Source organism: Pseudomonas sp. FP2338 (assembly GCF_030687515.1).
Lineage (GTDB): Bacteria > Pseudomonadota > Gammaproteobacteria > Pseudomonadales > Pseudomonadaceae > Aquipseudomonas > Aquipseudomonas salomonii.
Window position 1 is genome coordinate 5,280,586 of sequence record NZ_CP117436.1, and the last position, 15,495, is coordinate 5,296,080.

Genomic DNA, 15,495 nt, shown 5'->3' on the forward strand with positions numbered 1-15,495 from the left:
GGCCACAAACGACCTTTAGGCAACAGCTCCTTCCGATTTGGAATGACCCGGCGATTTTATTTCGTTTGCGGCAAGGCCGGCTGCGCGGCTTAGATAAATACACGCCCGCCATTGCCGAGTCCCCGATTCATGAGCCGCGAAACCATCAGCCAATCGATTTCCATCGTTCACCCCATCAGCCTCAGCCACGGTAAAAATGCCGAGGTCTGGGACACCACGGGCAAGCGCTACATCGATTTTGTCGGCGGCATTGGGGTGCTCAACCTCGGGCACTGTCACCCAGGCGTGGTGGAAGCGATTCGCGAGCAAGCCACGCGGCTTACCCACTATGCGTTCAACGCCGCGCCGCACGCGCCCTACATCGAGCTGATGGATCGCCTTTGTGCGTTTATCCCGGTGGATTACGCGGTGAGCGGCATGCTCACCAACAGCGGCGCGGAAGCGGCGGAAAACGCCTTGAAAATCGTGCGCGGCGCCACCGGCCGCACGGCGGTGATCGCCTTTGACGGCGCCTTCCACGGCCGCACCCTGGCCACCCTAAACCTCAATGGCAAGGTAGCGCCGTACAAGCAAAAAGTCGGCGTGCTGCCCGGCCCGGTGTATCACCTGCCCTACCCCAGCGCCGATAACGGTGTGACCTGCGCCGAAGCCCTGAAGGCCATGGACCGTCTGTTCAGCGTGGAAATCGACGTAAACGATGTGGCCTGTTTCATCATCGAGCCAGTGCAGGGCGAAGGCGGCTTTCTGGCCCTGGACATCGAGTTCGCCCAGGCCCTGCACCGCTTCTGTGATGATAAAAACATCCTGTTGATTGCCGATGAAATCCAGTCCGGCTTCGGGCGTACCGGCCAGCGTTTTGCCTTCTCGCGCCTGGGCATCAAGCCGGATCTGATCCTGCTCGGCAAAAGCATCGCCGGTGGCGTGCCATTGGGTGCGGTGGTCGGGCGCAAGGCGCTGCTCGACAACTTGCCCAAAGGCGGCCTCGGTGGAACGTATTCCGGTAACCCGATTGCCTGCGCAGCGGCGTTGGCGACGTTGGACGCGATGACCGATGAACAGCTGAAAACCTGGGGCTCACAGCAGGAAGCCGCCATCGTCAGCCGTTATACCGCCTGGCGCGAGCAGCCGCTGTCGCCCTATCTGGGCCGCCTGACCGGCGTGGGTGCCATGCGCGGCATCGAGCTGGCCCATGCCGACGGCACGCCTGCGCCCCAGCAACTGACCCAGTTGCTCAGCTTGGCACGCGAGGCCGGCTTGCTGTTGATGCCCAGCGGCAAATCGCGGCACATCATCCGCCTGCTGGCACCGCTGACCACGGAGCCTGCAGTGCTGGAGCAAGGCCTGGATATTTTCGAGGCCTGCCTTAAGCAGCTGGCTTAATAGCGCGCATCCACCGGTTTGCCGCCGTTGGGCCAGTCTTTGACCTTGTCCGGGAAATCCGGGCGCGGTTGGCCAGAAAAATACGCCGCCACGTCCACCGCTTCCTGGTCCGACAGACCGCCCTGCCCCAACGGGAATTTCTCGTGGAAGCCGATCGGCATGTTGCGTTTCACAAACGCCGCCGCGGTGTAAGGCCGTGCCATACCGGCGCCGATGTTGAACGACTGCTCGCCCCACAGTGGCGGGTACACCAGCTCGCCGTCGGCACGCGCCAGGCCCTGGCCGTTATCGCCATGGCACACCGCACATTGCTTGGCATACACCTGCTTGCCGTTGTCCAGGTCCGGCTTGATCGCCGGGTCGATCTTGCCAACGCCGCGCCCGGCGACTTTATCTTCAGTGCGGGTGTTGTTTTTCATCCAGTCAAAATACGCGACCATCGCCTGCATATCCGCTGACTGCGGCGCCAGCGGCTTGCCGTTCATCGAGCGGCGGAAACACCCGTTGATGCGCTCCTCCAGCGTGACCACTTTGCCTGCACGCGGCGCGTAACTGGGGAAGAACGCCGACACGCCTACAAAGGGCGAACCGTCCGCCACGGTGCCGGCGTTGAGATGGCAACTGGTGCAGTTGAGCGAATTGCCGACGTTATCCGGCAGCAGCGCCTTGGTTTGCAGGTGCAGGCGCATGCCGCGAACAACCTGGTCGGCGTTGGGTGCGGCGAGCAAATTCGCCAGCCTTGGGGTTTCGAAGGCTGACGAATCGGTGGTGTCAGGGTTGAGTTGGTCACGCAGTTTCTTCACTTGGCCCGCATTGATTGGCGTGCCTTCGTTGCCCCAACGGGTGCGCACGAAAGTGAGAATTTCGGCGATTTCCTGATCAGCCAGTCGGCTGAAACCGGGCATGGTATAGATCCGTGGGTGGGCAGCGGTTTGCGCGGTTTCCCAGCCGGTCAACGTGATGTGCAGTAACGAGGTCGGGTTACTTGAGGCAATGCTCGGGTTACCCGCCAAGGGAGGAAACAGGCCTTTTACGCCAGCGCCGTCACTGCGGTGGCAATCACTGCAAAACTGCATATAGCCCAGGCCCCCACGGCTGGCGAACAGGTCGGCTGGCGGTGCGGCAGGTGCATGGGCGACCGATGGCATTGGCAGGTCGTCTTTGCCCGGCGGCAGGGACTTGAGGTAACTGGCGATAGCCGAAAGGTCGTCATCGCTGAAATGCTGGGTGCTGTGGTGGATCACATCGGCCATGTTGCCGGCGACCGTGGCAAAGCGGTTCTGCCCGGTCTTGAGCAGTTGCACAGTGTCTTCGACCGTCCACAGGTTGCGCAGGCTCAGGGCCCGCCAGTGTTCGACGGTTTCACCCGCCAGGTAATGCCGGCCACTGCGGCCCGCATCGCTCATGGCCTTTTCCTGGAAAGCGATGCCCCGTGGCGTGTGGCACGAGCCGCAATGCCCCAGGCCCTGGACCAGATAGGCGCCACGGTTGAGCACCGCGCTACGCTGCGGGTCAGGTTGGAACGGCTGCTTGTCGAGAAAGGCAAAATTCCACAGCGCCAGGCCCCAGCGCTGATTGAACGGGAAGCCCATGTCCGCCTCAAGGTTGGCCTGTCGCACTGGCTCGACGCCTTGCATCAGGTAGGCGTAAAGGGCGCGCATGTCCCCTTCACTCATCTTCGCATAGGACGGATACGGCATCGCCGGGTAAAGATTCATGCCGGTCGGCGTCACGCCTTCGCGCATCACCTTGTCGAACTGCTCGAAACTGTAGTTGCCGATACCGGTGTCGCGATCCGGTGTGATGTTGCTCGAATAAATCGTGCCCATCGGCGTGCTCAGCTCCAGCCCGCCGGCCATCACCTGGCCTTGCTTGGCGGTATGGCAGGCGATGCAGTCACCCAGTTGGGCCACGTATCGACCCTGCTCGATTTGGGTTGGGGCGGCGTGCAGAGGTAGCGCAAGACACAGCGTCGCCCCCAGCAAGGCCAGGCGGGACAATGAAAAGGCCATCGCATTAATCCTTTAATAACCTGGCGTGGAGTAGTCCCCTCGGCGCAGGCCAGCGGTTGTTTTTATGGGTTCATCAGGCCGCTGTGTTGTAACGGGTTTTGCGCTGGAGGGTGTTGATGTGGGTCAGCGCCAAATCGATGGACAAAGCGATGAAGGCTCAACGACTATCAGCGCTTCCTGCCCCTGCAAGGCAGCACCCATGCTCGATATCCTCCAAGGCACGCCCCTGTGGATGTACGCCATCTACCTGTGGATTTGTTATTACGGCATCAAGGCCTGCCTGGGCGAGCGTGAGAATCGCCGCTCACTGATGATTTTGCCGGTGGTGCTGGTGGTGTGGTCGCGGGTGCGCTGGCGGGCAGCCTGCTGGGGTTGTTGCTGTTCAACGCCGACGGCGCCCGGCTCGATGCCAATGGCGAAACACGGGTGCTGCCTTGACCTGACCTGCGTGGCCGCCGAAAATGCGCGACGCTTTTTTGTTCCCGCTTACTGAAGTAGTGAAATTTCAATGTCTGATTCTTACACCGAACACGCCGCCGAAGAATCCGTAGTCGCCCTGCAATCGAAGGCCGAGTACGAAAACGCCATCAATCTTTCACAGCATGTGCCTGCGGCCAAGATCATCAGCGAGATGGTGCTGGACGCGTTCCACACCTCCAAGGAAAGCGACCAGATCCGCGAACTGCGCGTGGCCATTCGCCAGGCCCATGACGCTTTCGACGACGACAAGGCCTACGACCTGATGGGCCAGCTCAAGCAACTCAAGGATGCCGAGGCGGCCGACAATATCGCCCTGGAAGACTTGAGCAGTAAGTTCTCGATCAGCCGCATCCTCTCCAGTTTCAAGGACGACCCCGAGTTTCAGGAGCTGGTCTACGGCCTGGCCCTCAAGGTGCTGAACCAGTCTCACCAGGCCATCAGCAACCCAAGCGCCGGCAAGGGCAAGGCTGCACGGGCCAAGAAAGAAGCCGAAGTGTTTGTGATCAGCAAGGATGGCATCAGCGTCACCCTGCCGCTGCGCACGCCGCGCTCCAAGCTCAACGTTGACCGCGAGGCATTCGAGTTTTTGGGCTTGCGCTTTGTGGGTGAAGGTGACGAGGCTGAGCTTGAAACCGATAGCTTTGTGGATAACGCCGGCGCCGAGCAGCCGTTGAGCCGCAAGAGTGTGATTACTGCGCTGCAGCAGCAGACGGCGTTTGATGGGTACAGCATCGCGCAGCAGTAATTCAGTACTCAAAAGGTGGGAGCTGGCTTGCCTGCGATAGCAGCACCTCGGTATGCCTGATGGACCGAGGTGATGCTATCGCAGGCAAGCCAGCTCCCACACTTGATTTGCGTCGGTTCAAACAACTGCGGCAAACACTTCGCGAAACCGCGCCATCTCCTGCTTGTCGCCCACCGTCACCCGCACCCACTGCGGCCAATCCTTCCACACCCGCCCGACCAATACGCCCTGTGCCGCCAGCTTCTCGATGACCTGTTCTGCCGGTTGCTTCACGTTAATCATGAAGCAATTGCTTTGCGACGTGGTGCAGGTGAAACCCCGCGCCTTGAGCCAAGCCACGGTTTCGTCACGCAGTTGGGCATTGAGCGCCTTGCGTTGCGGCACCAGCTTGAGGTCGTCCAGGCTTGCCCGGGCACCAAGTAATGTGGACGCGGCCGGCACATTGTCGCCACCAAACACTGCCAGGTGTTCCAGCAACGCTGGGTGGCCGATCGCCAGGCCCAGGCGCGCGCCGGCCATGCCGTAGATTTTCGAGAAAGTGCGCAGCACCAGCAAATCGTCGTGGTCCTTGACCCAACTCACGCAGCTTGGGGCATCACAGAAGTCGATGTAGGCCTCGTCCACCACCAGCACGCAGCCTTTGGGTTTGTTCGCCAGCGCCTGGCGGATCGCTTCGGTGGGCGTCAGGGTGCCGGTCGGGTTGTTGGGATTGCACAGGTACAGCATGCCCGCCTGAGGGGCCGCGGCAAGCATGGCCGGCACGTCATGGGCGTGGTTGGCATTAAGGCTCACTTCGTGCACCGGTGCCTGCCAGGCTTCGGCGGCCTGACGCGGCACTTCATAGGACGGCGTGGCCATCACCAGACCACGAGTCTGGCTGGTAAACGCCAGCACCGCGTAGCGCAGGGCGGCCATGGAGCCGGCAAATACAGCGACCTGTTCTTCGACAAGCCCGTGCGCCTTGGCGAACTGTTCGGCCAAGCCGTACATGTAACCATAGGGGTACAGCCCGGAGAGGGCGATGCCGCGCTGCATCGCCTCGCGGGCGGAGGCTGATGGGCCGTAGGGGCTTTCGTTGTAATTGAGCCGCACCGTGTCCGCCGGGGCCGATGGCGGGCTGGCGACCGCCCAGTCCAGGCGGCCCAGCACCGGCAGGGCCGCGCCAAAGGCGAGAAGAGACCGACGACTTACGCTGAACATGGCGCGACTCCTTGTAGACGGGTGATGGTTTCTCACGGTTCGTACAAAGAAGTATGACGAGAAGGCGCCCAGCTGATTTAGCCACCTGCGCCGCGATCAGCCCTCCAGGTAGTCGGCGATCGGGTAATTCATGCACAGGGCTTCTACCGCTATGCGCACCTGCTCGCGCACCTCAGGCTCAAGCCGATAGTCCTGTTCGCCCAGCGGGGTGACGTTTTCCAACACCCGACAAATCAGCTCAATCACCTGCCGACAGCCGTTGCTGTCGATTTCGCGTTGCGCCATTGAGCCGGTGCCGAGACACAAACCGCTGGTGACCAACTTCGAGCGTGTCTCGCTCGGTACGCGGTGCTTGCTCACCACAATGGCGCAAGACTCCAGGGCCGCCTCGGCGATGGCGCCGGTCATGGCACCCTGCAACCGGATCAGTACCGTATGGTTGTCACTGCGCCCGCCCACCACGTCGTAACCCTGGGCTGCAAACGCACTGGCCACTTCATCGGCAAGCGCACGACCACGCCCCATGCAGGCGTCAAATTGCGCTGACTTTGCATACCCGAAGGCGGCCGCTTTTGCCGCGATCATATTGACCGCCGGCGCCCCTTGCATGCGCGGGAACACGGCTTGATCCAGCACACGGCTGAACGTCGACCGCAGGCCAGGCACCTTGGTCTCGGCGTCGCGACCGCACAGAATCAACCCACCCCGTGGGCCACCCAATTGCTTGTGCGTGCAGGTGATGGTGACGTGTGCGGCGTTGATCGGGCTCGGGTGGCGCCCCGTCACCACCAACCCGGCGATAGCGGAAATATCCGCCAGCAGGATGGCGCCCGCCTCGTCGGCAATCGCGCGAAACCGCTCAAAATCCACCACCCTGGAGTAAGCACCCGCACCGCAAATAATGATGCGTGGGCGATGGGCCAGGGCCAGGCTGCGCACTTGCTCATAATCGATAAGGCCTTCGTCGGTGGTGCCGTAGCGGATAGCCTTGTAATAGGCCCCGGTGAACACCGCCGGGCTGCCAAGGGTGAGTTCGCCGCCATGGTCGTGGGCCATGCCCAGTAGCGTATCGCCCGGCTCAAGCAGCGCCGACAGCACTTGGGATATGGCATTGGACGCCGAATGAGGCTGCACGCCGGCGTAATGCGCGTCGAACAACTCCCGCGCTCTGCGGATAGCCAGGGACTCCACCAAATCGACATTTTCGCAGCCGGTGCGATAGCGTTTGCCGGGTGTGCCTTCGGCGCTCACATTGACCAAGGCCGAGGCGCAGGCCACCAGAGTGCGCGGCTTGACCGCACAGGAGGAAGCCACCAGTGAGAGGGTGCGATGCTGGCGATTGACTTCAGCATCCAGCAGGCTGGCGAGCTCGAAGTCTTCTGCACGCAGATCCGCCAGGCCACGACGCAGCAGGTCGGCCTGGTCTTTCAGAGGTACGGTATTGAATGCCATCAGTGCGGGTCCCTTCCTGGGCGTTGCGTGCCGGTCCGTCCTGAACCGAGAGGATCAATTAAACAGGAAATTAAACATTTTCCAAATCAAATGTTCATTTTCAAGACGCCAACCTCATCAAAAGCACGCCCGCAGCGCATCCGGACTTTATTGTTAGGCCCGACGCATGCAACACTCCCGCCGCCGCAAAACCACAAGCGCCCCCGGAACGGGCGCTCCCTGTTGTGGTTGCGCAAACAATGGACGTTAACGACTAAAAGGAAGTGGTGAGCACGTGATACACAGACGCGAAAAAACCGAGCACTTGAAGAGCAACATCAAGTACTTGATCAAAAGCCGCGGCGAGACGCAGCTGTCGCTATCCAATGCCGCCGGCCTGACCAGGACCACCATCTACAACATCCTGGAAGGCAAGGTCGTCAACGTGCAGCAGTCCACCGTCCGCAAGATTTCGGACTTCTTCGGCGTCTCCTACGATGAAATCGAGACCCTCGATTTTGAAGCCAAGGAAATCATCGAGAGCAGTGTTTCCCTACAGGGCAACATGAACCCGGCCGCGGTGCCGGTACTCAAGGAAAGCCTGGTTATCCAGAACCTGGACAAGCGCATTGGCGAACTGGCCACACTGTATCCGCTGACCTACTACTTTGGCCCTTCCTACAACCTGATCGGCGTGCGCCTGGAACGTGGCATCCCCGGCATCAACGAGCCGGGCGATTTGCTCATCGTGCAAAAAGGCGCGTCCACGCTGGGCAAAGAAAAGCTGGTGTACGACCGGGCCACCCAAAAGATGTTTATCACCCTTGAGGCCTGCGCCGGTTCAGAGCGCTTGTGCGTGATCGGCGACATCATCGAGGAGCGCTTCAATGACAACCTATGAAGCGGGCATCGAAAACAGCAAATACAAACTGCTGGGCTTTGAGAATGACAAGAGCCTGGCGGTGATCATGGTGATCGCCACCGGCAAGGTCATCAAGATGAAGCTGAGTGAAGTCATCAACAGCGAAATCATGGATAACCTCAATAAAATGGAAGTTAAGAACATGTACAAGAAGTTTTATTCACAGGGAGGGACGCTGACGGCCTACGATATCAACGACCGCAACGAAAACTCCTGGATGATCTACATCATCCTGAACCTGTTGCTGTTCACGTTTTATATCTTCACCAGCATTGCCGCGACCAAGCCTATTTACCTGGAGTCGATGGGCATCATCGTTACGCCAGGCACGTTTCTGTACCCGCTGACGTTTTTGATCGTGGATCTGCTCAACGAGCAATTCGGCCTGCGGTTGGCCAGACGCGCCATTTTGTTTGCGTTCGCCAGTAATGCGATGATCATTATCCTGCTGTATGGCTCGACGTTTCTGCCCGGGCTGCCCGGCTGGAAACTCGATGGCCCTTACAACGATGTGATCATTCAAGTGTCCTCGGTACTGGTCGCGTCCTCGGTGTCGTTCCTGGTGTCAGAGAATATAAATTCCTACTTGCTGTGCAAGATCAAGGAACTGACCAACTCCAAATACCTGTACCTGCGGATTTTCCTCAGTACGTTCTTTGCGGTGATTATCGACAGTTTCCTGTTCTGCTTTATTGCGTTCTATGGCGCGATGCAGACCAGCGACATCTTGAGCATGATCTACGTGCAGATCGCGATCAAAGTCGGCTTTGCGTTTTTCAATATCCTGCCGGCCTATGGCGCGCGGGCGTTGTTCAAACGCTGGATTACCGGTGGCGCTGCCTGATGTAATGCGCTCTAAATGTGGGAGCTGGCTTGCCTGCGATGCAGACAACTCGGTATGTCAGTGACATTCAGTTGATGCTATCGCAGGCAAGCCAGCTCCCACAGTTGACCGAGTATGACTCCTACAACTAGCTCAACTGCAACTTCTGCTTCAGGCTGCTCATCACACCCGCCTTGTCCTGCAAATACTCATTCAAGCCACGCGCCCGCAGGTTGCACGCATCACAATTACCGCAGCCGGTGCCGATGATGCCGTTGTAGCAGGTCAGGGTCTGGTGCTGAACCAGCTCCAGTTGCTGGTGGTAATCAGCCAGCGCCCAGGTTTCAGCCTTGTTCAGCCACATCAACGGCGTGTCCAGGCGCAGCTTATAGTCCATGCCCAGTTGGAGCGCCGTGTTCAGCGCTTTGACAAAGTCATCGCGGCAATCGGGGTAACCCGAGAAGTCGGTTTCGCACACACCGGTAATCACGCTTTCAGCTTTGACCTGATAGGCGTAGATCGCCGCCAGGGTCAGAAACAGGATATTGCGCCCCGGTACAAAAGTACTCGGCAGGCTTTCGCCCGAGCTGTTCACGGTCGGCACGGGAATGTTGTCGCGGGTCAGGCTGCTGATCGCCAGTTCGTTGAGCAGGGACACGTCCATCACTTTGTGAACGGTAGCGCCCAACTGCTTGGCCAGCTTCTGCGCGACTTCAACTTCGGCGACATGGCGCTGGCCATAATCGAAGGTAATGCAGTGCACTTCGTCATACTGCCCCAGCGCCTGGATCAGGCAGGTGGTCGAGTCCTGCCCGCCACTGAATACCATCACGGCTTTTTTCGTCATCACGTTGCTTCCTGCATTTGTAGAATGTGGGAATAGTTTAAAGGCCACGCCATAAAAAACCCCGCGCTTCTTGCGAAGGCGGGGCTTTTTGTTGCTCGATGACTCAGTGTGCGTAGGTCAGCAACAGCTCTTTCGGCACTTGGAAATCCAGGGACATCATCACGCTCAGCGCGGTGATGGTGAAGATCGAGAACACGAACAGCTTGCGCGCCCAGACGGTGTCATCCACCGCCTTGTAGCCGGTCCAGGCCATGTACAACCAGTACATGCCCATGGCGGCGGCGACGGCGAGGTAGCTCATGCCGGCGTAGCCACTGAAGGTCAACATCAAGGTCGCCACGAGGAAGGCCAGGATGTAGAGCAAAATGTGTTTCTTGGCCACCTGAATGCCACGCTTAACCGGCAGAACCGGAATCGACGCAGCCAGGTAGTCATTGAAGCGGAAGATCGCGATGGCATAGGAGTGCGGCATCTGCCACAGGCTGAACATCACCAGCAGCACCAGCGCAGCCATGTCGAAGCTATTGGTCACAGCCACATAACCAATCACCGGCGGCATCGCCCCCGACAGACTGCCCACCAGCGTGCCGTGAACCGACTTGCGCTTGAGGTACAGGCTGTAAAGGCCGACGTAGATGACAAAACCGATCACGGCAAACAGCGCCGCCAACGGGTTGGCCACCTTGTACAACAGGGCCACACCGGCAACACCCAGGACGGTCGCATAGATCAGTGCCAGTTTCAGGGAGATAAGGCCCTGCACCAGCACACGATTCTTGGTGCGTTCCATCTTCAAGTCGATGTCACGGTCGATGCAGTTGTTGAACACACAACCGGAAGCTACCACCAGGGACGTGCCGATCATCGCAGCCAAGAAGATGGCCAGATCGACATGCCCCTTGGAGGCCAGGAAGAAACCGCCTGCCACAGAAAGCACGTTACCGAAAATGATCCCCGGTTTGGTGATTTGGATAAAGTGCTTAAGCGACATCGGGTCTTACCTCACTTCGCCATCATGAACGTATGGATGCTGAACATGATCCATATCGACAGGCCAACCAGCAGCAGGATCACAAGACCTGCGAACACGAACGCAATCACGTTATCGCGCTGCTCTTTCGAGCGATCCAGGTGCAGGAAGTACACCAGGTGAACCAGAACCTGAATCACCGCGAACGCCAGGACGATCATCAAGGTGATCGACTTCGGCAAGGTTGGGTACATCACCAGGCCGAACGGGATCAGGGTCAGGATGACCGACAGGATGAAGCCGATAGCGTAAGACTTTACGCTGCCGTGGCTCGCATCATGGCTGTCATGGTCATGGGAGTGTGCATTAGCCATTACAGAGTCCCCATCAAGTAAACGACGGTGAATACGCAGATCCAGACCACGTCCAGGAAGTGCCAGAACAGGCTCAGGCAGCTCAGGCGAGTCTTGTTGGTGTTGGTCAGGCCGTGCTTATTGACCTGATACATCATCACCGCCATCCACAGCAGGCCGGCAGTTACGTGCAGACCGTGGGTGCCTACCAGCGTGAAGAACGCGGACAGGAAGCCGGAACGGTGCGGGCCGTAGCCTTCGGAGATCAGCAGGTGGAACTCGTTGATCTCCATGCCGATGAAGCCCAGACCGAACAGGAAGGTCAGTGCCAACCAGCTCAGTACGCCTTTCTTGTTGCCCTTGTAGAAGGCCAACATGGCGAAGCCGTAGGTGATCGAACTGAACAACAGCAAGGCGGTTTCGCCGAGCACGTAAGGCAGTTCGAAGATGTCGTGGCCCGACGGGCCACCCGCTACGTTGTTTACCAGTACCGCGTACACCGCGAAGATCGACGCAAACAAGATGCAGTCGGTCATCAGGTAGAGCCAGAAACCGAATACGGTCATTGGCCCCGAGTCGTGGTGATGGTCATCGTGCCCATGGTCATCGACATGGGCGTGTCCAGCATTGGTCACTAAGTTCGACATGGTTTAAGCCTGTTCCAACGAGGTTTCTACACGGTTGGCCGGGATTTTCTTCTCGGCTACCAGGCGAGCGTGTTGCTCGGCTTCGATGCGTTCGATCGTCTCGACCGGCACCATGTAGCCTTGATCATCACGGGCAGCGTGAATGATGAAGTAACCGATAGTGCCTACCAGGCCCACGATTGCCAGCCACCAGATGTGCCAGATCATCGCGAAACCGAACACGGTCAACAGCGCGCCCATCACCACGCCAGTGGCGGTGTTGTTCGGCATGTGGATCGGCTCGTAGTGCTTAGGACGCTGGTACGCAGTACCGTCTTCCTTGGCTTCGGTGAACGCATCAATGGTGTTCGCAGTAGGAATCACGGCGAAGTTGTAGAACGGTGGTGGCGACGAAGTCGACCATTCCAGGGTGTGGCCATTCCATGGGTCACCGGAGTCGCAAGCGTTCTGCTTACGGTCACGGATGCTCACGTACAGTTGAATCAGCTGGCAGGCGATACCGGCAGCAATCATCAACGCACCGAACATGGCGACGTACAGGTACGGCACCCACTCAGGGTTGGTAGTGGCGTTCAGACGACGGGTCATGCCCATGAAGCCCAGCGCGTAGAGCGGCATGAACGCGACGAAGAAGCCCGAAATCCAGAACCAGAATGCAGCCTTGCCCCAACCTTCGTGCAGCTTGAAGCCGAACGCTTTCGGGAAGTAGAAGCTGAAACCAGCGATGTACCCGAATACAGCACCACCGATAATCACGTTGTGGAAGTGCGCGATCACGAACAGGCTGTTGTGCAGTACGAAGTCAGCACCCGGGATGGCCAGCAGTACGCCGGTCATGCCGCCGATGGCGAAGGTCACCATGAAGCCCAGGGTCCACAGAACCTGGCTGGTGATACGCAGACGGCCGTGGTAGATGGTGAATAGCCAGTTAAATAGCTTCACCCCCGTCGGGATCGAAATCAGCATCGTCGCCAGGCCGAAGAAGGCGTTGACGCTGGCCCCCGAGCCCATGGTGAAGAAGTGGTGCAGCCACACCATGAAGCCCAGTACGGAAATTGCGCCCGATGCGTAAACCATCGAATGGTGACCGAACAGGCGCTTGCCGGTAAAGGTCGAGATCACTTCAGAGAAGATACCGAACGCTGGCAGGATCAGGATGTACACCTCAGGGTGACCCCATGCCCAGAACAGGTTCACGTACATCATTGGATTGCCACCAAGTTCATTGGTGAAAATGTGGAAATCCAGGTAACGGTCAAGCGACAGCAGCGCCATGGTAGCGGCCAGGATCGGGAACGAAGCCACGATCAGGACGTTTGCCCAGGTGCAGGTCCAGGTGAAGATCGGCATGTCCATCAGTTTCATGCCAGGGGCGCGCATTTTCAGGACGGTGGCCAAGAAGTTGACCCCCGTCAGCGTCGTCCCGAGTCCTGATAACTGTAGCGCCCAGATGTAGTAGTCCACACCCACGCCCGGACTGTACTGAATGCCCGACAATGGCGGATACGCAACCCAACCGGTCTTGGCGAATTCGCCGACGCCCAGGGACAGGTTGATCAACACCACGCCGGAAACCAGCAGCCAGAAGCTCAGGGAGTTCAGGAACGGGTAGGCAACGTCACGCGCACCGATCTGCAGCGGCAAGGCAAGGTTCATCAAGCCGGTGAAGAATGGCATCGCCATGAAGATGATCATGATCACACCGTGAGCGGTGAAGATCTGGTCATAGTGTTCAGGCGGCAGATAGCCCGGCGAACCCTCGGTGGCCATGGCCAACTGGGTACGCATCATGATGGCGTCGGCAAAACCACGCAGCAGCATGACCATGGCAACGATGACGTACATGACACCGATTTTCTTGTGGTCGACAGACGTCAGCCACTCGGTCCACAGGTAGGTCCATTTCTTGAAATACGTGATTGCAGCAAACAGTGCCAGACCACCCAGCGCGATCATGGCGATGGTCACCATTACGATCGGCTCGTGGAACGGGACCGCATCCCAACTTAATTTACCAAACATCGTTTACTCCTCTGCCCCAGCAGTTGAATGCGAGCCCGTGTCAGAACCTTCAACCACGGCCACTTCTTTCTTCTCGTGCTTGACCGGCTTGCCTGGCTTCATACCTTCGTACTTGTCGACGATTTTCTGAAACAGGTCCGGCTCAAACGCGGAGTACAGAGCGACTGGGTTGTTCTGGCTTGGTTTGGTCAGGGCGTCGTATTCAGCTTGATCAAGCTGTTTAGGTGCGGCCTTGACTGCGGCTACCCAGGCGTTGAAGTCTTCCTGGCTCGTCGAGATCGCTTTGAATTTCATGCCGGTGAAGCCAGCGCCGCTGTAGTTCGCGGAGATGCCTTCCATTTCAGCTTTTTCGTTGGCGATCAGGTGCAGGCGAGTCTGCATGCCCGCCATCGCGTAAATCTGGCCGCCCAGCGCAGGGATGAAGAACGAGTTCATCACGGCATCGGAGGTGATCCGGAAATTAAGCGGAGTGTTCTCAGGGAACTGGATCTCGTTGACCGTGGCGATACCCAGGTCCGGGTAGATGAACAGCCACTTCCAGTCCAGCGCGACCACTTCGATGTTGATCGGCTTGACGTTGGATTCCAGCGGACGGTAAGGGTCCAGCTCGTGGGTCGACTTATAGGTGATGTAACCCAGGGCGATGATGATGAGGACCGGCACCAGCCACACCGCGATTTCGATCTTGGTGGAGTGCGACCACTTGGGCGCGTAGGTAGCGCTGGTGTTCGACGCGCGGTATTTCCAGGCGAAGGCGAAGGTCATGATGATCACAGGGACCACGACCAGCAGCATCAGCAGGGTAGCGGTGATGATCAGGTTTCGTTGATCCAGACCGATCTGTCCTTTTGGGTCCATCAAGGTCCACTTGCAGCCTCCCAGCATTAACAGCATGCCAATCAGCGGCAAAAAGCCTAGTAATCGGGGGTACCTGTTTTTACTCATCTCACGACCTCTAAAGCAGCTTGCGCAATGCAGTTGGGTTTTGATCGCCAACACTTCACCCTGCCAAGGGTTGGCATTTCTCTTCGATTGAATAAGAGCCTGCCCGTCACGCCATAACTGTACGTTTCACGGACCTGCGGTGAGTTCTTATTCGATTTCGTGGTTAAAGGCCTTGTTACAGACCAATTCCATTTGGTGCGGATAGTTGAAAGGCTGCCGGAACCTTGGGGTCGCACAGAGCCGTCCATCTGCCCCTCGACCGCTCCGGTGCTCAAATATTGAACAGCACCGGACATTCAGTGCGGGCGATTGTAGTTAGCTAGCGATGTATAAACCATGTCTTATAAAGAAATAATTTTTATCGATTACAGCAACAATCCTTCACTAAACCTGCAAAGGTTCGCGATCTTATCGTGTTCGATTCTCAACAAAAACCACAAAAATTGCCGTGTTATTGGGCATAACGCCACTTCCCTTACACCCTGTAAGGGCTTGCAAAACTGATCCAAGCCCCCATAAACCAAGGCATTCGGACATCACCCACGGCTCGGACCGCATGACATTCGCGGCATCGCCCAAACGATGAACTGACAGCACAATTTAGCCTTCGGGTGCAAATTCAGGCGGCGGTTTGATGGGTCAGAAACGTCCTGCGAAAACGTCCGTGTGACAACATGTCGCACGCTGCGCGCACCTATTGTTGCCCCTCGTCACGGCC

The 15,495-nt window shown here is 58.3% G+C and carries 14 protein-coding genes; 5 read left to right on the plus strand and 9 right to left on the minus strand.

Annotated features, from left to right (window positions below; all coding sequences use genetic code 11):
- Positions 1-129: 129 nt before the first annotated feature.
- Positions 130-1,380: an aspartate aminotransferase family protein gene (locus tag PSH96_RS23905; RefSeq protein WP_305455532.1), complete on the plus strand. Its 1,251-nt coding sequence runs from the start codon at positions 130-132 to the stop codon at positions 1,378-1,380.
- Here PSH96_RS23905 and PSH96_RS23910 read toward each other — a convergent pair.
- Positions 1,377-3,392 carry a c-type cytochrome gene (locus PSH96_RS23910; RefSeq protein WP_305455535.1) on the minus strand — a complete coding sequence of 672 codons (2,016 nt, stop codon included), beginning with the start codon at positions 3,390-3,392 and terminating at the stop codon, positions 1,377-1,379. The genes PSH96_RS23905 and PSH96_RS23910 overlap by 4 nt on opposite strands.
- 199 nt (positions 3,393-3,591) lie before the next feature.
- Between PSH96_RS23910 and PSH96_RS23915 the strand changes: the two genes are divergently transcribed.
- Complete coding sequence (locus PSH96_RS23915) at positions 3,592-3,885, plus strand: hypothetical protein (RefSeq protein WP_305455538.1); 294 nt, start codon at positions 3,592-3,594, stop codon at positions 3,883-3,885.
- A 15-nt stretch (positions 3,886-3,900) separates the two neighbouring features.
- The gene (locus PSH96_RS23920; protein ID WP_305455539.1) at positions 3,901-4,617 is read left to right on the plus strand and encodes a hypothetical protein; all 717 of its coding nucleotides are present in this window, start codon (positions 3,901-3,903) and stop codon (positions 4,615-4,617) included.
- Positions 4,618-4,734: 117 nt separating this feature from the next.
- Here PSH96_RS23920 and PSH96_RS23925 read toward each other — a convergent pair whose 3' ends face one another.
- Together PSH96_RS23925 and glyA are read right to left on the minus strand one after the other, a co-directional pair.
- The gene (locus tag PSH96_RS23925; protein WP_305455541.1) at positions 4,735-5,817 is read right to left on the minus strand and encodes a pyridoxal phosphate-dependent aminotransferase; all 1,083 of its coding nucleotides are present in this window, start codon (positions 5,815-5,817) and stop codon (positions 4,735-4,737) included.
- Positions 5,818-5,913: 96 nt separating this feature from the next.
- Positions 5,914-7,269, minus strand: coding sequence for a serine hydroxymethyltransferase (gene glyA / locus PSH96_RS23930; RefSeq protein ID WP_305455544.1), 1,356 nt, complete (start codon positions 7,267-7,269; stop codon positions 5,914-5,916).
- Positions 7,270-7,543: 274 nt separating this feature from the next.
- Here glyA and PSH96_RS23935 point away from each other — a divergent pair, with 274 nt between their 5' ends.
- Complete coding sequence (locus PSH96_RS23935; RefSeq protein ID WP_305455547.1) at positions 7,544-8,149, plus strand: helix-turn-helix transcriptional regulator; 606 nt, start codon at positions 7,544-7,546, stop codon at positions 8,147-8,149.
- Positions 8,136-9,014, plus strand: coding sequence for a queuosine precursor transporter (locus tag PSH96_RS23940; RefSeq protein WP_305455549.1), 879 nt, complete (start codon positions 8,136-8,138; stop codon positions 9,012-9,014). The genes PSH96_RS23935 and PSH96_RS23940 overlap by 14 nt, the downstream gene beginning before the upstream one ends.
- Before the next feature lie 127 nt (positions 9,015-9,141).
- On the opposite strand, the gene queC is transcribed toward PSH96_RS23940, so the two are convergent.
- The 6 genes from queC to cyoA form a co-directional block, all read right to left on the minus strand.
- On the minus strand, positions 9,142-9,840 hold the full coding sequence (gene queC, locus PSH96_RS23945; RefSeq protein ID WP_305455553.1) for a 7-cyano-7-deazaguanine synthase QueC: 699 nt from the start codon (positions 9,838-9,840) through the stop codon (positions 9,142-9,144).
- Positions 9,841-9,943: 103 nt separating this feature from the next.
- Positions 9,944-10,831, minus strand: a complete 888-nt coding sequence (gene cyoE / locus PSH96_RS23950) for a heme o synthase (RefSeq protein WP_017135069.1) — start codon at positions 10,829-10,831, stop codon at positions 9,944-9,946.
- An 11-nt stretch (positions 10,832-10,842) separates the two neighbouring features.
- Positions 10,843-11,184 (minus strand): cytochrome o ubiquinol oxidase subunit IV, encoded by a 342-nt coding sequence (gene cyoD / locus PSH96_RS23955; protein WP_010206434.1) that lies wholly within the window; start codon positions 11,182-11,184, stop codon positions 10,843-10,845.
- A complete protein-coding gene (locus PSH96_RS23960) occupies positions 11,184-11,810 on the minus strand; it encodes a cytochrome o ubiquinol oxidase subunit III (protein WP_010206435.1) in 627 nt (208 codons plus the stop codon). The genes cyoD and PSH96_RS23960 overlap by 1 nt, the downstream gene beginning before the upstream one ends.
- Before the next feature lie 3 nt (positions 11,811-11,813).
- A complete protein-coding gene (gene cyoB / locus PSH96_RS23965; RefSeq protein WP_017135070.1) occupies positions 11,814-13,832 on the minus strand; it encodes a cytochrome o ubiquinol oxidase subunit I in 2,019 nt (672 codons plus the stop codon).
- 3 nt (positions 13,833-13,835) lie between these two features.
- A complete protein-coding gene (gene cyoA, locus PSH96_RS23970; protein WP_026013527.1) occupies positions 13,836-14,777 on the minus strand; it encodes a ubiquinol oxidase subunit II in 942 nt (313 codons plus the stop codon).
- Positions 14,778-15,495: the final 718 nt, after the last annotated feature.

Bases quoted from the DNA above. Each gene is read 5' to 3' on its own strand.
- PSH96_RS23905 (WP_305455532.1), top strand. From the start codon at position 130: ATGAGCCGCGAAACCATCAGCCAATCGATTTCCATCGTTCACCCCATC.
- PSH96_RS23910 (WP_305455535.1), bottom strand. From the start codon at position 3,392: ATGGCCTTTTCATTGTCCCGCCTGGCCTTGCTGGGGGCGACGCTGTGT.
- PSH96_RS23915 (WP_305455538.1), top strand. From the start codon at position 3,592: ATGCTCGATATCCTCCAAGGCACGCCCCTGTGGATGTACGCCATCTAC.
- PSH96_RS23920 (WP_305455539.1), top strand. From the start codon at position 3,901: ATGTCTGATTCTTACACCGAACACGCCGCCGAAGAATCCGTAGTCGCC.
- PSH96_RS23925 (WP_305455541.1), bottom strand. From the start codon at position 5,817: ATGTTCAGCGTAAGTCGTCGGTCTCTTCTCGCCTTTGGCGCGGCCCTG.
- glyA (WP_305455544.1), bottom strand. From the start codon at position 7,269: ATGGCATTCAATACCGTACCTCTGAAAGACCAGGCCGACCTGCTGCGT.
- PSH96_RS23940 (WP_305455549.1), top strand. From the start codon at position 8,136: ATGACAACCTATGAAGCGGGCATCGAAAACAGCAAATACAAACTGCTG.
- queC (WP_305455553.1), bottom strand. From the start codon at position 9,840: ATGACGAAAAAAGCCGTGATGGTATTCAGTGGCGGGCAGGACTCGACC.
- cyoE (WP_017135069.1), bottom strand. From the start codon at position 10,831: ATGTCGCTTAAGCACTTTATCCAAATCACCAAACCGGGGATCATTTTC.
- cyoD (WP_010206434.1), bottom strand. From the start codon at position 11,184: ATGGCTAATGCACACTCCCATGACCATGACAGCCATGATGCGAGCCAC.
- PSH96_RS23960 (WP_010206435.1), bottom strand. From the start codon at position 11,810: ATGTCGAACTTAGTGACCAATGCTGGACACGCCCATGTCGATGACCAT.
- cyoB (WP_017135070.1), bottom strand. From the start codon at position 13,832: ATGTTTGGTAAATTAAGTTGGGATGCGGTCCCGTTCCACGAGCCGATC.
- cyoA (WP_026013527.1), bottom strand. From the start codon at position 14,777: ATGAGTAAAAACAGGTACCCCCGATTACTAGGCTTTTTGCCGCTGATT.